The organism is Rufibacter tibetensis, assembly GCF_001310085.1.
In the GTDB taxonomy this organism is placed as follows: Bacteria; Bacteroidota; Bacteroidia; order Cytophagales; family Hymenobacteraceae; genus Nibribacter; species Nibribacter tibetensis.
In genome coordinates this window covers 21,420-38,477 of sequence record NZ_CP012643.1, presented here as the reverse complement: position 1 = coordinate 38,477, position 17,058 = coordinate 21,420, and the positions used below count along the sequence as shown (strand labels likewise).

General features: G+C 46.2%; 15 protein-coding genes and 1 tRNA gene. 12 read left to right on the top strand and 4 right to left on the bottom strand.

Translation table 11 applies throughout. The annotated features are described in order from the left end of the window. Position 1 precedes the first annotated feature (1 nt). The 5 genes from DC20_RS00180 (at position 2) to DC20_RS00160 (ending at position 6,932) form a co-directional block, all read left to right on the top strand. A complete protein-coding gene (locus tag DC20_RS00180; RefSeq protein WP_062541979.1) occupies positions 2-721 on the top strand; it encodes a LytR/AlgR family response regulator transcription factor in 720 nt (239 codons plus the stop codon). Positions 722-1,012: 291 nt separating this feature from the next. Then, positions 1,013-2,053 (top strand): fatty acid desaturase family protein, encoded by a 1,041-nt coding sequence (locus DC20_RS00175; RefSeq protein WP_062541978.1) that lies wholly within the window; start codon positions 1,013-1,015, stop codon positions 2,051-2,053. Between the two features lie 573 nt (positions 2,054-2,626). Beyond that, complete coding sequence (locus DC20_RS00170; protein ID WP_062541977.1) at positions 2,627-3,931, top strand: DUF5690 family protein; 1,305 nt, start codon at positions 2,627-2,629, stop codon at positions 3,929-3,931. Positions 3,932-4,117: 186 nt separating this feature from the next. Continuing rightward, positions 4,118-5,038, top strand: coding sequence for an alpha/beta hydrolase family protein (locus DC20_RS00165; protein WP_218918721.1), 921 nt, complete (start codon positions 4,118-4,120; stop codon positions 5,036-5,038). A 271-nt stretch (positions 5,039-5,309) separates the two neighbouring features. Continuing rightward, positions 5,310-6,932, top strand: a complete 1,623-nt coding sequence (locus DC20_RS00160) for a family 43 glycosylhydrolase (protein ID WP_062541975.1) — start codon at positions 5,310-5,312, stop codon at positions 6,930-6,932. Positions 6,933-7,004: 72 nt separating this feature from the next. On the opposite strand, the gene DC20_RS00155 is transcribed toward DC20_RS00160, so the two are convergent. Continuing rightward, a complete protein-coding gene (locus DC20_RS00155) occupies positions 7,005-8,384 on the bottom strand; it encodes a glycosyl hydrolase 53 family protein (protein ID WP_062541974.1) in 1,380 nt (459 codons plus the stop codon). Positions 8,385-8,778: 394 nt separating this feature from the next. On the opposite strand from DC20_RS00155, the gene ypfJ reads away from it, so the two are divergent. After that, positions 8,779-9,675, top strand: a complete 897-nt coding sequence (gene ypfJ, locus DC20_RS00150; protein WP_062541973.1) for a KPN_02809 family neutral zinc metallopeptidase — start codon at positions 8,779-8,781, stop codon at positions 9,673-9,675. Between the two features lie 188 nt (positions 9,676-9,863). Here the strand turns inward: ypfJ and DC20_RS00145 are convergent. After that, positions 9,864-9,935: transfer RNA gene (locus DC20_RS00145), tRNA-Glu, on the bottom strand. Between the two features lie 178 nt (positions 9,936-10,113). Here DC20_RS00145 and gap point away from each other — a divergent pair. The 3 genes from gap (at position 10,114) to DC20_RS00130 (ending at position 12,548) form a co-directional block, all read left to right on the top strand. Beyond that, the gene (gene gap / locus DC20_RS00140; protein ID WP_062541972.1) at positions 10,114-11,109 is read left to right on the top strand and encodes a type I glyceraldehyde-3-phosphate dehydrogenase; all 996 of its coding nucleotides are present in this window, start codon (positions 10,114-10,116) and stop codon (positions 11,107-11,109) included. Between the two features lie 184 nt (positions 11,110-11,293). Then, positions 11,294-12,202, top strand: coding sequence for a diacylglycerol/lipid kinase family protein (locus DC20_RS00135; RefSeq protein WP_062541971.1), 909 nt, complete (start codon positions 11,294-11,296; stop codon positions 12,200-12,202). A gap of 1 nt (position 12,203) precedes the next feature. Further along, positions 12,204-12,548 (top strand): translation initiation factor, encoded by a 345-nt coding sequence (locus tag DC20_RS00130; RefSeq protein ID WP_062541970.1) that lies wholly within the window; start codon positions 12,204-12,206, stop codon positions 12,546-12,548. A 369-nt stretch (positions 12,549-12,917) separates the two neighbouring features. Here the strand turns inward: DC20_RS00130 and kdsB are convergent, their stop codons facing one another. Next, the gene (kdsB, locus tag DC20_RS00125) at positions 12,918-13,670 is read right to left on the bottom strand and encodes a 3-deoxy-manno-octulosonate cytidylyltransferase (protein WP_062541969.1); all 753 of its coding nucleotides are present in this window, start codon (positions 13,668-13,670) and stop codon (positions 12,918-12,920) included. Positions 13,671-13,878: 208 nt separating this feature from the next. Here kdsB and DC20_RS00120 point away from each other — a divergent pair, with 208 nt between their 5' ends. Both DC20_RS00120 and DC20_RS00115 read left to right on the top strand, forming a co-directional pair. Beyond that, positions 13,879-14,103 carry a DUF2905 domain-containing protein gene (locus DC20_RS00120; RefSeq protein WP_062541968.1) on the top strand — a complete coding sequence of 75 codons (225 nt, stop codon included), beginning with the start codon at positions 13,879-13,881 and terminating at the stop codon, positions 14,101-14,103. Positions 14,104-14,163: 60 nt separating this feature from the next. Next, positions 14,164-14,928, top strand: coding sequence for a YdcF family protein (locus DC20_RS00115; RefSeq protein ID WP_062541967.1), 765 nt, complete (start codon positions 14,164-14,166; stop codon positions 14,926-14,928). Here DC20_RS00115 and DC20_RS00110 read toward each other — a convergent pair. Continuing rightward, the gene (locus DC20_RS00110) at positions 14,919-16,298 is read right to left on the bottom strand and encodes an NAD-dependent succinate-semialdehyde dehydrogenase (RefSeq protein WP_157592990.1); all 1,380 of its coding nucleotides are present in this window, start codon (positions 16,296-16,298) and stop codon (positions 14,919-14,921) included. The two genes, DC20_RS00115 and DC20_RS00110, sit on opposite strands and share 10 nt — an antisense overlap. Positions 16,299-16,582: 284 nt before the next feature. On the opposite strand from DC20_RS00110, the gene DC20_RS00105 reads away from it, so the two are divergent. Next, on the top strand, positions 16,583-17,056 hold the full coding sequence (locus DC20_RS00105) for an RNA polymerase sigma factor (protein WP_083470404.1): 474 nt from the start codon (positions 16,583-16,585) through the stop codon (positions 17,054-17,056). Positions 17,057-17,058 lie beyond the last annotated feature (2 nt).

Genomic DNA, 17,058 nt, shown 5'->3' with positions numbered 1-17,058 from the left:
TATGAAGATCAGATGCCTCTTAGTAGATGACGAGCCGCCCGCCCAGGCGGTGTTGCAGTCTCATATAGCTTCATTGCCCATGTTGCAGGTAGTGGGGCAATGCCATAACGCCATCTCGGCGCTGGAAGAGCTTCAGCGGCAACCCGTTGATCTAATGTTCCTTGACATTAAGATGCCACAGCTGTTAGGGACCCATTTTCTTAGGACCCTGCGCCACCCGCCTAAGGTTATTTTTACGACTGCTTACCCAGAGTACGCCTTAGAAGCGTTTGACCTTGATGTGGTAGATTATCTACTTAAACCCATCTCATTCGAGCGGCTGTTAAGAGCTATCCAGAAAATTCATCAACCAGAGCTTTCCATCGCTGCCGCCCCTTCTCCGCAACTTCACCATGCCTCCAGCGACAGGTTCCTTTATTTCAGGGTTGACCGCAAGATGGTGAAAGTGATGGTCTCTGATATTCTGTACATAGAAAGCCTGAAGGACTATGTGCGTATTGTCACGGCAACCAAGCAGATAGTACCCAAACAAACCATCTCGTCTTTGGAAGAGATGCTGCCTGAGGAGAGCTTTGCCCGGATCCATAGGTCATATATTGTGGCTTTAGATAAGATTGATTCGTTTTCCCCAAGCCATGTGGAAGTAATGGGAAAAGAACTCCCCATCGGTAGAAACTACCGGCAGGAAATAGAGAATACCATTCGCGTGCGAGGGATTTGACCACATTCTCTAAGCTACAGTGAAGGTGGTTTTACGAGATAGCATTGACCATGATATAACTATGGTGATGTTTTGCTCCATTTTTTTAAAATGGGAGTAAAAGACCACTCCTTTAAGGCATTGATCTTGGTTTAGCCCAACAAATATGAAGACTTCCCCGCCTATAATGTGTTCCATTGTTATCAGTGTCTATGTTTGGGGTAGTATGTATTAATTTAATGATTAAAACATGTGAAGTTGTATTGTTTGTTTTACTAAGTCTATTATCCTCAAAAGAGCACTTCAAGAATCATGAAGACCTTAACCGCCGTTACAGATCCCTGCGGGGTAGAGAAGCCTGCTTCTGCAATTGATTATTTCTTAATCAACTTTTTAAATGATGAGCGGGACCTGCCCTTCATTTACCTGACCATCAAAATAAGCCTGGTTCTTATTCCGGTTGGTGTCCTTTTATACCTTCCTTTTATTTCAGGCTGGCTGTGGTGGCTGTTGGCATTTACTTACCTGGTTCTCAATAATGCAATGTTTAAAGGTCCATTTGGATTGATGTTTCATTGTACTAACCACCGGCCATTGTTTAAATCTCCTTACCGGTACTGGAACAACTATTTGCCCTGGGTAGTAGGCCCCTTCTTTGGGCAGAGTCCTGAAACATATTATAGTCATCACATAGGCATGCACCATGTAGAGGGTAATATGACAGAAGACGAAAGCAGTACTCTAGCTTATAAAAGAGATAGTGTTAGGTCCTTCCTGAAATATTACGGGTTGTTTATGGTGGCTGGAGTGATTGACTTGATTGACTACCTGCTCCGAAAGAAAAGGCGCAAGCTGGTTTGCAGGGCTGTTGTTGGGGAGGTTAGTTTTTTAGCTTTATGTGTGGGGTTAAGCTTTATTAGCTTTCCGGCTACCCTAGTGGTGTTTATTATTCCGCTTTTCATTTACCGGCTCATTGCCATGGTAGGTAACTGGACGCAACACTCGTTCGTGGATGCCAGTGAACCGGCAAACCCATATAAAAATAGCATCACTTGCATAAACGTGAAATATAACCACAAATGCTGGAATGATGGTTACCACATCAGCCACCATGAACGTCCGGCCATGCACTGGTCAGAGTACCCAAATCATTTTCTGAAAACCCAAGCCAAGTACCGGCTGAACAAAGCGATAGTTTTTGATGGATTGGACTATTCCAGAGTGTTCTTTTACCTTATGTGTAAACGGTACGATGTACTGGCCCGGCACTTGTTAAACATTGATAATGCATTTGCCAGTGAACAAGAGGCTATTGCATTACTAAAAGAACGAACAAAACCCATTTTGTCCTGATTGGGCTATTTGATTAACTTTGATTAACAGGGGATATGCAACAGGTGAAGCATAGATTTGAAAATTTGCTGCTCCTTGGCATTGTTATTTACGTTATGTCTTATCCCATTCGCATTGCTCCTTTATAAACGTCTTTTCTCTGTGTATTAACAACGCTATATCATTAATAAAATAGTATATAAGCTTTGAATGTATACAGTCGTAGGAAAAAGATGGTGTACTGTATTTGCCCGAACAGTCTAGTTTAATCATCAAGAAAGCCGCTCCATGATAATGAATAGGCTTTCTTGATGACAGCAGATTTGTATATGAAAACTTTTCCTTGATGGTAATATGGCTTTAGGAGCATACCATAAGGTGGTAGAGGGGCTGTACTACAAACTTCTAGTGCAAGCTAATTAACAGGGCTTTACAAATGAGGAATTGCCATAAGTGAAATCCTATTTTGAAATGCCAACAAGTGACCTCTGCTAAGAAAACAAAAGAAATTTTGGTAGCCCCTATAAAATTTCAACCGCTATTACCTACATTCCAAAGGCAAATGTGAAATCAAAACCTGATAACTAAGGTAGCATGTCTGAGAAAAATGAAATGACCAGAAGCCAGATAAAGGTTGGGGTATATGCTGCTGTAGTGGTTTTCCTTACCTACATCATGATCTTTGGCTTCAGAAAGTCTTTTACAGTTGCTACTTATGACGGCATTGAAATAGGAGGGTATAGCTACAAGACTATATTGGTGATCAGTCAGATGTTGGGTTACCTGCTGGCCAAATTTTATGGGATAAAGTATATCTCAGAGCTTAAACGAACAGGCAGAGGTACCGTGATTCTCCTGTTAACCGGGATATCCTGGGTAAGCTGGTTGTTTTTCGCGGTGGTGCCCTTGCCTTACAACATTGTTTTCCTTTTTGTAAACGGATTTCCCTTAGGCATGCTCTGGGGAGTTGTTTTCTCTTATGTGGAGGGCAGGAGGAGCACAGATTTCATTGGGGCTACCTTGGCGGTGAGTTTTATTTTTGCCTCAGGTTTCGTCAAATCTGTAGGGGCATGGCTGATGGTGCAGTTTGGTATATCAGAATTCTGGATGCCCTTTTACACGGGTTTAGTCTTTGTACCGCCCCTGGTGCTTTTTGTGTATCTGATGGAGAAGATTCCACCACCCAGTGAGGAAGACATCCAACTCAGGGCAGAACGTACCGCCATGACCCAGGATGACAGAAAAAGATTTGTTCGGGAGTTTTATCCCGGTATTGCCATATGCGTCCTGATTTATTCTTTTGCCACTATCTTCCGGGACATCAGAGATAACTTCGGGGATGAAATGTGGAAAGATTTAGGGTACTTCAACCAGCCCGCTATTTTCACGAAAACAGAAACCCCCATCACCCTCATCATTCTGGTGTTGATTGGCTCCATGGTGCTCATCAAGAACAATCACAAAGCCCTGCAGACGGCACATGTTTTCATTTTGCTGGGGTTTGCGCTTGCCGGTGGTTCAACTTTGCTTTTCATGACTAAATCCGTGGAGCCCGCCTGGTGGATGATGCTGGTGGGACTTGGTCTGTATATGGTGTACATCCCTTTCAATGCCGTGTTTTTTGATCGGCTGATTTCCACGTTTAAATATACCGGAAACGTTGGCTTCCTTATTTACCTGGCCGATTCATTTGGGTACGTGGGCAGTGTTGGGGTGTTGTTCAGCAAAGAAATATTGAAAGTTCAATTAAATTGGGTAACCTTCTTCTCAAACAGTGTGATAGGCCTTTCAGCATTTGGCGTTTTGTTAACAGCGGTTTCCATGGTGTATTTCAGAAAAAAGTATCAAACCTTTAAGTCTTGTGAGGTAAGGCGTGTTCTAAAAGCTACCCCGAACTAGATATCTTCAGAAACTTCCCTTTCAAGGGATGTTTTTCCTTCTTCGAAAAGTTACCCTTATCTACAATTTAGTAGAAGAAGTAGCCTCCAAATAGCTGCCTAATACTAATTAAATCAGATAAGTTGTCCAGAGATGTTACATCAGTCACTCTGTTATAATAGTCCCACTAACCTTAGACTTGATTGTATGATTAGAAAGCAATTCATGTTTACGTTTTTGATTCTTATTATCATAGCAACTCTAAAACCGCCAACTTTACTCGCGCAGCCGGCTGCAACTTCGGTACAAGCAAACTTGAGGGTAGTGGAAGATGGTGGTACCGGCCCGTATAGGGCGGTGATGCTCACCGAAACTACACTGGCGACTCATACCGTCTTCCGCCCGAAAGACTTGAGCGCTTTTGGCAAGAAGAATAAGTTGCCCATTATTGCCTGGGGAAACGGTGCTTGCGCCAACTCTCCCTGGGAACATGTGAATTTTTTGTCAGAGGTTTCTTCTTACGGTTTTCTGGTGGTAGCCATTGGTCCTATGCCCCAGGAAAGGGAAAAGGGAGGTGGCAAATCAACCTCGTCTCAGCTTATTGACGCCATCAACTGGGCCATTGCTCAGAATGGAGACAAAAAAAGTCCTTATTACAACAAAATAGATGTAACCAAGATAGCCGTGAGCGGCATGTCCTGTGGTGGTTTGCAAACGCTTGAGGTAGCCTCAGACCCGCGGGTGAGCACGGTGGTAGTTTGCAATAGCGGCATCTTTACTACGCCCGGAAACGGGAAAAGCGCCATGCCCAACCTCACGAAGGATAATCTTAAAAAGCTGCATACGCCCACCTTGTATCTGATGGGCGGCGAAAAAGACATTGCCTATCACAACGGAATGGACGACTATAACCGCATTAATCATGTGCCGGTTTTTATGGCCAATATGGAGGTGGGGCACGGCGGCACGTACAGCCAACCTCATGGTGGTGAGTTTGCCAAGGTCGCTACTGCCTGGTACCAATGGCAATTGAAAGGCGACAAGAAAGCGGGTAAACTATTTACCGGTAATCCGGCTGGATTAGCACAAAACCCCAACTGGCGTTTCGAGAAGAAGAACATGCCTTAAGCATCAAGGATTTCACCTGCTTAAATGAAAGAAGAGTGAAAGTAAAAGACAGCTTTGATCTCTCGTGAGGTTCGGAGAACCAGCAATAAGATGGAAAATGTAATGAAGCTGAGTAAGCTCATCCACAAGGAGAAAGTAGGGCACATTCTGTATCATGACAAACTGGAGCGCACTAAGCTGTTATCAAAGTAACTACTGTCGGTTTTGAGGCCGATTTTGGTAAATCATACTAAAACTTATTGCTATATCTAATTGATATAATCTGATAAACATGTACCAACCCTTGTACTTCAAAAGGTTTTTTGCGCAGCTCAGTGTGATTTTTGTATTTCTGCTCTCCACTATTTTCCTAGTCTCCCCAGTGATTGCCCAGAAACTCAACATTAAGAATGATGTTTTCTGGAACACCAAAGACGGGCAGCCTATCTATAGCCAGGGCGGAGGTATTTTCAAATTTAAGGACCCAATGTCTGGCCAGGAGAAGTATTACTGGTACGGCGTTCACTACAAGGAGGCGGAAACCTACCGGAACTCGCCAAACAAAACCTTGCCCCGGTCAAGCTATGAATCGGTTACCTGCTATACTTCCACCGATCTGGTTAACTGGACGTTTGAAGGTGACGCCATGACCAAACAAGAAGCTTTGCCCGATGGAAAGTGGACCTGGCTAGGGCGCTTGGGGGTAGCGTACATAAAAGACCTAGACCAGTATGCCATGTTTGTGCAGCATGGCGCGGAGGTGCTCATTGCTGTGTCTGACTTACCTGCCGGCCCCTTTAAATGGCATCAGAAAATAAGCATGCTGGACCGGATTGGCACTACTAATACTGGCGACCAAACCGTTTTTACTGATGAAGACACTGGTAAATCTTACCTGGTGTATTCCTATGGCAGAGGCCGCAATAAAATCTACCTTTCTGAAATAGGCATAGTAAACGGGAAAGTGGATTTGCTTGACTGTACCATGATTTTTGAGGGAGTGGGTCGTGAGGGAAATTGCATGTTCAAATACAAGGGCAAATATTATATGGCGGCTTCTAACCTCTACGGCTGGGATGCCTCTCTGGCGTATTACCTGGTAGCGGATAATATCAAAGGCCCGTACGAGCCCCGAAACGACATGCAGGTGATGGAGGGAAGTGAAAGCGATTATGCCCACGTGACCCAAACCGGATTTTTCTTTAACGTTAAAGGCAGCAAACAGGAAACCGTTGTGTACTGCGGCGACAGATGGGCCAATTTTGCGGGAAACGGGCTAGGCTACAACCAGTGGTTTCCCATGTCGTTCAACGGGGCCAAACCCTATTTCAATTCACTCGGCTCCTGGAACCTGGATGTGAAAACCGGCGAGTGGGAGGTGGCGGCCGATAACAACTACGTCAAGAACGGCAGCTTTGAAGCCGACCGCAAAAGAATGCCGAGCCAGGTTAAACCTGTTCAAACGTATTTGCTGGGCTGGGAAACAACGGTGCTGAAGGGCAACAAAGTTTCGCTTGACACCACAAGCTCACCGGTTTTGAACTATGATAATTCTGAAGAAGAAAGGAAAAGGGTCATAGGCGAAAAAAGCCTGAACATCAGCGACAAGGTTCCTTTTCAGCGAAAGGTGTCGCAGGTGGTCAGTTCTTCCCCTTACGTGAAACTGCCCGACGGTTTTTACACCCTCACCGCCAATATCAAGAACACTGAGGGTTTCTCAAAATTGGAAATGTACGCCGAAAGTGCTGGCAAGCGCATGGCGAGCAAGGTGAAAAAAACGAATCCTCAATGGGTAACTATAGAACTCAAACGGATGCCCGTGAAAAACGGCAAAGTGGAAATAGGCTTTCTGGCCGATGGGAATGCGAATGCTTCCTGCCAGGTAGATGATATTTCGTTGGTGAAAGAAAAATAAGAGCGTTTAGATTCAGACATTTAAAAAGAGCTGCTCCGGTTTTAGGTAGAGCAGCTCTTTTTTTCGCTTCACTTATTTCAGGTACTTTTTAGCTATTTCGGGGTACACATCAAGTAAATTATTGGATTTGCCCGAACGGTCGAAGATGGCTTCCCAGGTGTTTAAAGGTTCCCATATAAAGGATCCAATGCCTTTGCCACCCGGAACACTGAAAGCAATGTCGTTCACTTCCCGTTTCAGGTGGGTGTATTCGGCCACCATAATCTGCTTGTTGTATTTCTTAGAAAGCACGGCGATATTCCTTTTCAGGTCTTCAAGGGTACCGTGCCATTTAGGGTAATAGGAAAGGCCAATGATGTCAAACGGTACATTGCGCTGGCGCATGGCATTGTAAAAGAACTCTGATTCTTCGGCTTGTCCGCCCAGCGCCACATGTACCATGATCAGGGATTGAGGGCTTACGGCTTTAACTCCTTTAAACCCGGCGTAAATTAACTGCGCCAGGCTATCCAGGTTATTTACGTGTCCTTCGGGCCAGATCATGCCGTGGTTAATTTCATTGCCGATCTGCACCATTTCCGGCTCTGTTCCCTGGTTTTTGAGCTGTTGCATCACATGCTGGGTGTAGGCCTGCACCGAATCTTTCAAAACACTGAAATCTTTGCCTACCCAGGCTGCTGGTTTGTTCTGCTGCTGCGGGTCAGCCCAATAGTCACTGTAATGGAAATCCAGCAGTAGTTTCATGCCGGCCGCTTTTACCCGTTTGGCCATTTGTTTGGTATGCTCAAGGTCGCAAAAACCTTTTTCGGGTGAATAGCCTTTGGGGTGGGCTGGGTTATTGAAAATACGTAACCGCACATAGTTAAAACCGTGGTCTTTCAATATGGCAATGGCATCCTTTTCTACTCCCTGGTCAGTAAACTTTATGCCTCTGGCCTCCAACTGGGGCAGAAAGGAAATATCTGCTCCTAATATCCTATCAGTAGTGGTCCGGGCTTTGTAATGTTCATCTGTTACTTTGTGCGGCTTGCCCGGCCTAATCGTGTGAATTTCAGTGGCGCCAGCCCCCAGGCTGTCGGTTTTGGCTTCAAATTTTATAATGGCACGGGTAGTACCTGCCTTTAAAATGATACGGGCTGTTCCGCTTAAATTAGTTTGCCAGGTACTGTCCGTTTTCTGCAGGTCTTGGGCTTTGAGGCCATTGATGCTCACGATATCGGCATCTCCAATTATTTTGTAGATAACCGGCTTCGTCATGCCGGGTACATCTTTCCCTTTGCTGTCAATGATCTTAGCAGTTATCAGCACCTCGTCCTTCCCGTTCGCCAGCATGGTTGTTTTATAAGCCGTTACCTGTATTTCGGTTGGCTTACTTTCTTGGGCCTGCGATTCTCCGCATATACCAATAAATACCATTAAGGTGGCGGTTAAGAATTTAAGAAGGCTCTTCATGGGCTTTAGGTAACGGGGCGTTTTGAATTTAAATTCATGAATCTTAACTCATTCAAGGTAAGTCAATTCCATAAACTAAGGAAATTATCTATTCTACAGTACAGTCCAATAAACATCTTCTAATTTATATAAGTCCACCGCTATAAAATGGAGACCAGTCGCTATCTGCCTAATAACCTGTCCCCCCTTCCTTGAAAGTGATTGGAGAAAGTAATTAGGAAGATATCAAACAATAAATCACTCCTCTGCGCACCTTGGTAGGCCCTCTGTGAAAACTGCATGCATCCAAGTGAAGTTACCTCCCGTTAGAATGTTAAGGCATCGGGAATAATCTCAGCGGCAAGGCTGGGAACATCCAAATATGCCAATTATAATTTCACTGAAATAGATTCAAATGAAATGGCAAGGCCGAAGACAAAGTAGCAATATAGAAGACCGTAGAGGAGAAGGTGGAGGTGGATTCGGAGGCAGAGGCATCAGCCCCATGCTGCTTATACCCTTGTTCCGACTACTTTTCTCGAAAGCAGGGCTGATAGTTGTAGCCATATTAGGAGTGGTGTTCTTTTTAACTGGAACCAACCCCATAGCGCTCTTGCAGCAGTTTGTGGGGGGTGAACCGCAATATGCCCAAACTGCCAACACCCCACGGAGCCCGGAAGAGCAGGCACTAGCTGAACAAACGGCCACGGTGCTGGCAGATACAGAAGATGTTTGGAACAAGTTATTGCAAGGCTACAGAGAACCTACGCTGGTGCTGTTCTCGGGACAAGTAAACTCAGCCTGTGGACTTGCCTCTTCCGCCTCGGGACCATTCTACTGTCCCGGAGATGAAAACCTTTACATAGATCTGAGTTTTTTCAGGGAGATGGAAAACAAGCTTGGCGCTGCAGGGGACTTTGCGCAAGCTTATGTGGTTGGCCATGAGGTGGGGCACCATGTGCAGAAGCTAACGGGTGCCATGGAGCAGGTAAACGCCATGCGGGGCAAACTAACAGAAGTGGAATTCAATAAATTGATGGTACGGGTAGAACTGCAGGCCGATTTCTACGCAGGAGTGTGGGCGCATCATACACAACGTGCTACTGGTTTTTTAGAACCCGGTGACCTGGAGGAAGCCCTTAACGCAGCAAGTGCTATCGGTGATGACCGTCTTCAACAACAATCCACTGGCAGAGTGGTGCCGGACTCCTTCACGCACGGTACCTCCGCCCAAAGAGTCAGGTGGTTCAGAAAAGGCTTCGAGACCGGCGATGTGTCTCAGGGAGATACCTTCAACGCAGCCGTGTTATAAAGTTAAAGCTGTCGCTGGAAAGATGGAGTTGGTTCTTTAAGGAAAGATATAATTAGGAAATAAAGTAGAGGTGCTAAAGAATGAATGACGAACTGCTCCCTGTAGGGTTAGCGAAGTTCAACTGAAATGGGAAATTCATAAAAATAAAAAAGCCACTTCAATTTAATTGAAGCGGCTTTTTGCTGTTGTAGTCCGTAGGGGAATCGAACCCCTGTTACCAGAATGAAAATCTGGTGTCCTAACCCCTAGACGAACGGACCATCTTTCGGTTTTGATGGTGCAAATATAGAAGGCTGTTTTTTATCTGACAAGCATCTTTGTTAAAAAAGATGCGTTTAAACGCTAAATAACTCAAAATGAGCCGGAAAATTTTAAGTTTGTTTTGCCTGCCGGAACATGTAACTTGCCACCGTTTAACAAGAACAAAACCTTACAAAAATGTCTAAGAAAATAAGAGTAGCCATCAATGGCTTTGGCCGTATCGGCCGTCTTACCTTTAGGACTCTGATAGAGCGCGAAAACGTAGAAGTGGTTGGTATCAATGACCTGACTGATAATGCCACCCTTGCTCACTTATTAAAATATGATTCTGTACACGGCCGTTTCAACGGTACCGTTTCTGCCGATGAGCAAAGTATCACTGTAAACGGACAGCGCATTGAGGTGTTTGCTGAGCGTGAGCCTAAGAATTTGCCTTGGGGTAAACTAGATGTTGACGTGGTACTGGAGTCTACCGGTCGTTTCGTGGATGAAAAAGGAGCTGGTGGTCACTTAGAGGCTGGCGCGAAGAAAGTAGTTATCTCTGCACCTGCTAAAGGAAATATCCCAACGGTAGTATTAGGTGTTAACGAAGACATCTTAACCGGAAACGAAACTATTGTTTCTAACGCTTCTTGTACTACAAACTGCCTTGCGCCAATGGCGAAAGTGTTGGATGAAGCTTTCGGTATTGAAAAAGGCTACATTACTACCATTCACGCCTACACCGCAGATCAAAACTTGCAGGATGCACCGCACGCTGACTTGCGCAGAGCCCGTGCCGCTGCATTATCTATCATTCCTACGTCTACTGGTGCCGCTAAAGCTGTTGGCCTCGTGTTGCCGCACCTAAACGGAAAACTGGACGGGGTAGCCATGCGCGTGCCAATTCCAGATGGTTCATTGACTGATTTAACGGTTATCCTGAAAAGAGAAGTGACCAAAGCTGAAATCAATGCAGCTATGCAGAAAGCGGCTCAAAACGAAATGAAAGGCATTCTGGAGTATACTGAAGACCCAATCGTTTCTATTGATATCGTAGGTAACCCGCACTCCTGTATTTTTGATGCCCAGCAGACGGCTGCCAACGGTACGTTGGTGAAAGTGGTTGGTTGGTATGACAATGAGTTTGGTTACTCTAACCGTGCGGCAGATTTGATCTCCCGTATTGGTTAATTCCTGATCCACCTGGTATATAGAAGTGGTGCTACCTTCCGGTGGCACCACTTTTTTTATGTATTTTTACCGAAACAGCCTTAAAACAATTTAGAGTCTACAGCGGCATATCACTTCTTTTGAGATACTTTTCAAAAAAGAGGCGAAAAGCTCCCGAACAAGGCTTATAGAGAACCTGCTGCCCATGGAACCCACCACAGCCCCGGAAAAAGCTTGTTTTATCCTGAACCCGAAATCCGGGGTGCGGAGCAGTATCTCTGTGCCTGATTTAATTTCAGAACACCTGGATACCACCCGTTGGACCCCTGAAATCATTTTTACAGAATACGCAGGACATGCCACTGAGCTGGCCCGGAAGGCCGCTGCTGATGGAGCCCGGTTAGTGGTAGCGGTAGGAGGGGATGGAACCGTAAACGAAGTAGCCCGTGGCCTGAAAGACACTTCCTCTGCTTTGGGGATTTTGCCCAAAGGTTCAGGCAATGGATTGGCGCGTCACCTGGGTATTCCCCTGGACTTACCCCAGGCATTGGCCTTACTAAACCAGCCCACGTTCCATCACATTGATTCCTGTTCCATTAACGATCACCCATTCTTCTGCACCGCCGGCATCGGGTTTGATGGACTGGTAAGTTCGGTCTTTGCCAAGAGTACCAAACGAGGTTTGAGCAGCTACATTCAATTAGTGGTTCGGGAGTTCAGAAACTTTAAATCAGAGGCAGCTACCGTCAAAATCAATGATCGTGCATTGACTTCTGATTTCTTTGTGGTGGCTTTCGCGAATGCCTCGCAGTACGGCAACAATGCCTTCATTGCCCCCATGGCAGACATTCAGGATGGCTTGATAGACGTTTGCCTTATCCGGCACGTGGGCGTAGCCGAAGCTATTCAGTTAGGGTATGGTTTGATGACCAAGCAAATTGCGCATTCAAACCTGGCAGAGTTCCACACCTGTTCCACTGTTTTCGTACAAAGTGAAGGCCCGCAATGCTTCCATGCCGATGGGGAATTCATGGGCCAGGCACAGGATTTTGAAGTACAAATGTTCCCGAAGTCTTTAGAAGTGGTTGCTGCTTTAGAGCCAAAAGCAAAATAACATGAGCAAAAACAAAAAGAACCGCGATGGAGTTGTTTTCTCCACCAACCCAGATTTTGAATACGACTACCAGCAGGAGGAAACAACTCAAACCCTGCCACCGCAGCAGCAAAACTTGCGTGTCCAATTAGACAAAAAAAGCCGTGGCGGCAAACAAGTAACCCTAATCACCGGCTTCATAGGCCAGGACGCAGATCTGCAGACATTAGGCAAAACCTTGAAGTCAAAATGCGGTGTGGGCGGCAGCGCAAAAGAAGGAGAGATCACCATTCAAGGAGACTTCAGAGACAAAGTTCTCCAACTATTGCTGGACATGGGGTACAAAGCCAAGAAAGCAGGAGGGTGATTTTGAGGAGGAGGGGAAAGGAAAACATTTCATAGGGGTGCTTTCTGCGTCTCTTTTGAGGCTTCTTGCCTCATGGAAGTTGCAAACTTCCAATCAATGTGGGTCCAAGTTGAAAACTTGAACCATGAAATGGTTTTTAAGAAGGTTAAAACACCCTTTGCTACTTTCCCCTTGTTCCAGTCTTTCCATCGAGCCCCTCGCTTTTGGCTCTAGATAAGCAGAAGCTAAAAGCAATGAACTTTTCAGGCCGAAAGGGCAGTGCGAGAGGGGAAGACGTGGCCTCGCGGCCGTGAGCGCTTATCGTAAAAGATGGAACAACCAAGCATAAGGGCCTCGCATCAACCGTCTACTTCGCCACCAATAACCAACTTACTTACTTACAGTACCCTGCAAAAAGGCAAGAGCCTTCTTCATATCCTCCGGGGTATCAATACCAATTGTTTCTAACTCTGTTACTGCCGTTACAATCTTAAACCCATTCTCCAACCACCGCAACTGCTCCAAAGACTCTGCTTTCTCAAGCTTGGAAGGTTCCAGTTGGGTCAGCAAAGCTAAAACCGTACTGCGGTAGCCGTAAATGCCAATGTGTTTAAAATAGCCATGCTGGTTTAGCCACTCCTGTTGCTCCGCTCCCCGAAGATAAGGAATTGGGTGACGGCTGAAATAAAGGGCTTGCTGTTGGGTGCCAATCACCACTTTGGGGCTGTTGGGGTTCAGCAGTTCTTCTATTTTAATAATAGGTTTGATGAGGGTAGCGATTTGGGCCTCTTCCTGCGAAAAGCAGCTTAAGACCTTATTGATCTGCTCGGGTTGGATAAAAGGCTCATCGCCCTGGATATTTACCACTACGTCAAAGGAAGTGCCCAGGTGAGTATAGGCTTCGTAGCAACGGTCGGTACCGCTCTGGTGGTGAGGGGAGGTCATGACTACTTTACCGCCGAACTCCTCAACGTGCTGCCTGATTTTTTCATCATCGGTGGCCACTACCACTTCCTGAAGGTCTGCAGTAGTGGCTTGTTCGTACACCCGCTGAATCATGGATTTTCCATCCAGCATCACCAGGGGTTTTCCGGGGAAACGGGTAGAGGCAAAACGAGCAGGGATGATACCAACAGCTTTCATAGGAGCAGGTTTATAGCGAGATAGTACTTGAATCTTGAAGGCAAGTTATAGCATCAAAAGCACACTTACCAACCTTAACACTTTACGAAAGATGTTTTGCTTCAACGTTGACGCAGGCTTAGAAAAGCAAAAATGAAGAGGGATAAGCTAAATAGGGTTCTTTCCGTAAGTATAGAAGAAAGGTAAGTAACATCTAACACCAGTAAATATGCAACCATTAGGAAAGTATTTGGTCATTCTCGGAATTATCATTGTTCTGGTAGGGCTTGTGGTGTGGGTGGTGGGGCCGCGCATGGATTGGTTTGGACGTCTGCCTGGCGATGTACGGGTGGAGAGGCCCGGTTTTAAGGTTTTCGCTCCGTTTACTACTATGCTCCTGTTAAGTATTCTGCTTAGTTTGGTGCTTTGGGTTATCCGTCGTTTCTTAGGGTAATGATTAAAATACCACTTCCCCAAAAAGCAGGAGGCTTGCAGTGGTAGTTTAGCCGGTGACATGTTTTTTATTCTCTCCAAGATACTTCAGTACCTCGCTTCCCCTTTGTTATGGATTGTGACCCTCTTCCTTTTAGGGCTGTTCTTCAGAAAACAGTCAAAAAAGGAATTTGCCTTTAGGCATGGCTTTCTGCTGTTGCTGTTTTTTACCAACCCTTTTTTAAGTAATGAAGCCTGGTTGGCTTGGGAGCCCGAGGCAGTCCTAATGAATGACGTGAAGCAGTATGACGCTGGTATTGTCTTGACGGGTGTAACCGAAGTAAACAAAAGCTCCCATGACCGCGTGCACTACGGAGAAGGGCCAGAACGGATACTGGATGCCATTCAGCTGTATAAAATGGGCAAGCTGAGGAAAATTATAATCTCTGGTGGCTCGGGAGCTCTTAAGCAGGTGCAAAAGACAGAAGCTAGTAATCTGCAGCAAACCGCATTGTATGCTGGCGTACCCGCCGAGGATATTTTGCTGGAAGAGCGCAGCCGTAACACCCGCGAAAATGCTCAGTACACCAAAGAGTTGTTGCAAAGACACCCAGAACTACAGAAAAGGTTACTCATCACCTCAGCGTTTCACATGCGACGGGCACAGGGCTGCTTCAAAAAAGTGGGTCTGGAATTCGACACCTTCCCGGCCGACTTCCAGACCCATGACCGCAGTTTTCATTTAGATGATCTGCTGATTTCTAACTCTGGTGCTCTCCAAAAATGGTCGCACCTCATACACGAGTGGGTAGGATACATGACGTACAAACTGCTGGGTTATTCCTGAGGATCACTCACCCAAATGGTTTTCTGGTTAACGAACTCCCTGATGCCCAGGTAAGACAACTCACGCCCGTACCCCGATTTTTTTACACCCCCAAACGGCAGGGCAGGGTCAGAGGCTACAATGGCGTTTACAAACACCGCTCCGGCTTCTACCTTTCTGGCCAGTTCCTGCCCGCGTTTGAGGTCATTGGTCCAGACTGAGCCCCCTAATCCAAATGGGGAGTCGTTCGCTATACGCACGGCATCCTGGGCATCTTCGGCAATAAACACCAAGGCCACCGGCCCGAAAAACTCTTCTACATAGGCGGGGTTACCAGGTTTGATGTCCGTTAGAATGGCCGGGTGGAAGAGCGCTTTGTCCGGGTCAGGTTGTCCGCCCTTAAGGTATAGGTGGGCTCCCGCCGCCACGGATCGTTCTACCTGCTCAGTAAGTTCCTGCGCAAGGTCTACCCGGGCTAAGGGGCCATAGTCAATGTCTTCGTCTTCCAGCGGATTACCAGTCCGCTTTTTCTGAAGGTTTTTGGAAAAAGCGACTAAAAACTCCTCTGCGATGGGCTTCTCCAAGATAAAACGTTTCGCGGCAATGCAGCTTTGCCCGGTGTTGATGAGCCGGGCGGCGGCGGCTTTTTGGGCTACGGCTTCTACGTCAGCATCGGCTAAGACAATGAATGCGTCTGAGCCACCCAGTTCCAGCACGGTTTTCTTGATCTCGTTTCCGGCCACGGAAGCAACTTTGGCGCCGGCTGCCTCACTGCCTGTCAGGGTCACGGCCTTGATGCGGTCATCCTTGATCAACTGTTCTACTTCTTTGGACCCAATGAGCAGCGACTGGAAACAGCCTTTGGGGAAGCCCACTTTGTCAAAAACTTCCTGTATGGCCAGCGCACACTGCGGAACGTTAGAGGCATGTTTCAGTAACCCTACGTTGCCAGCCATCAAGGCAGGGGCCGCAAACCGGAACACCTGCCAGAACGGGAAATTCCAGGGCATGACGGCTAATACCGTACCCAGAGGTTCAAAGGATATAAAGCTGCGGACGGCACTGGTTCTGATTTCTTCGTCTTGCAGGAATTCTTCTGCGTGTTGCGCATAGTAGTGGCAAACCAAGGCGCATTTGTTTATTTCACCTCTAGATTGGGCTAAAGGCTTGCCCATTTCAAGGGAAATAATTTTGGCGTAATAGTCTGTGTTGCTGGCTAGCTCATCGCCGGCACGTTGCATCAAAGTAGACCGCTGCATAAAGGAGGTGGTGCGCCAGATTTGGAAAGCTTCGTCTGACCTTTTCAGGGTTTCCTCTATTTCCTGCGGGGTGGCGGAATCAAAGGATTTTTCTACTTTATTTGTGTATGGATTAAGTGTTTGGATTGGCATAGTGTTATGTTAAATTGTTTAGACTTTTCCTGCTAAAGTGAGGAACTTCTGCTTGGATTGTCCGTAATAATACGATGTTGCGTGGCACGCAAGGCAGGAAAGCTTAAACATATTCTACCTTGCAATGTTAAAATAGTTACGTAATTGCATGGAACATTCATCCCCCAACACATGCACAAACTCCACCGCCGTATGGCTTAATGTTATAATTGTTGGACACAACATTGAATCTTACTTCTGAAGAGGGACTGGTAGCGCAATTACGTGCGCAAGACCAGCGAGCAATGACTCTTCTGTATCGTAACTACTCGGCTGCGTTGTACGGGGTGATTCTCCGCATAGTCAAGCAGGAGGAGGTGGCCGAGGATGTTCTTCAGGAGAGTTTTGTAAAAATATGGACTGCTTTTCCTACCTATGATGAGCAAAAGGGTCGGCTCTTTACCTGGATGCTCAACATTTCCAGGAATTTGGCCATTGATAAAATCCGCTCCAAACAATATCGCGTAAGTTCAAGAACACAGCCCATGGAGAACACTGTTACGTCCCACATGGTGAGCAGTGAGGGTATTAAGCCAGACCATATCGGGCTTCAGGAAATGACAGACAAATTGAACCCAGATCAAAAAGTAATCATAGATTTGATGTACTTTAATGGGTTCACACAAAGTGAGGTGGCTGAAGAGCTGAACATCCCACTTGGAACTGTTAAAACCCGTGCCCGAATGGCTATCAAATTCTTGAGCAAATTAATCAAATAGAG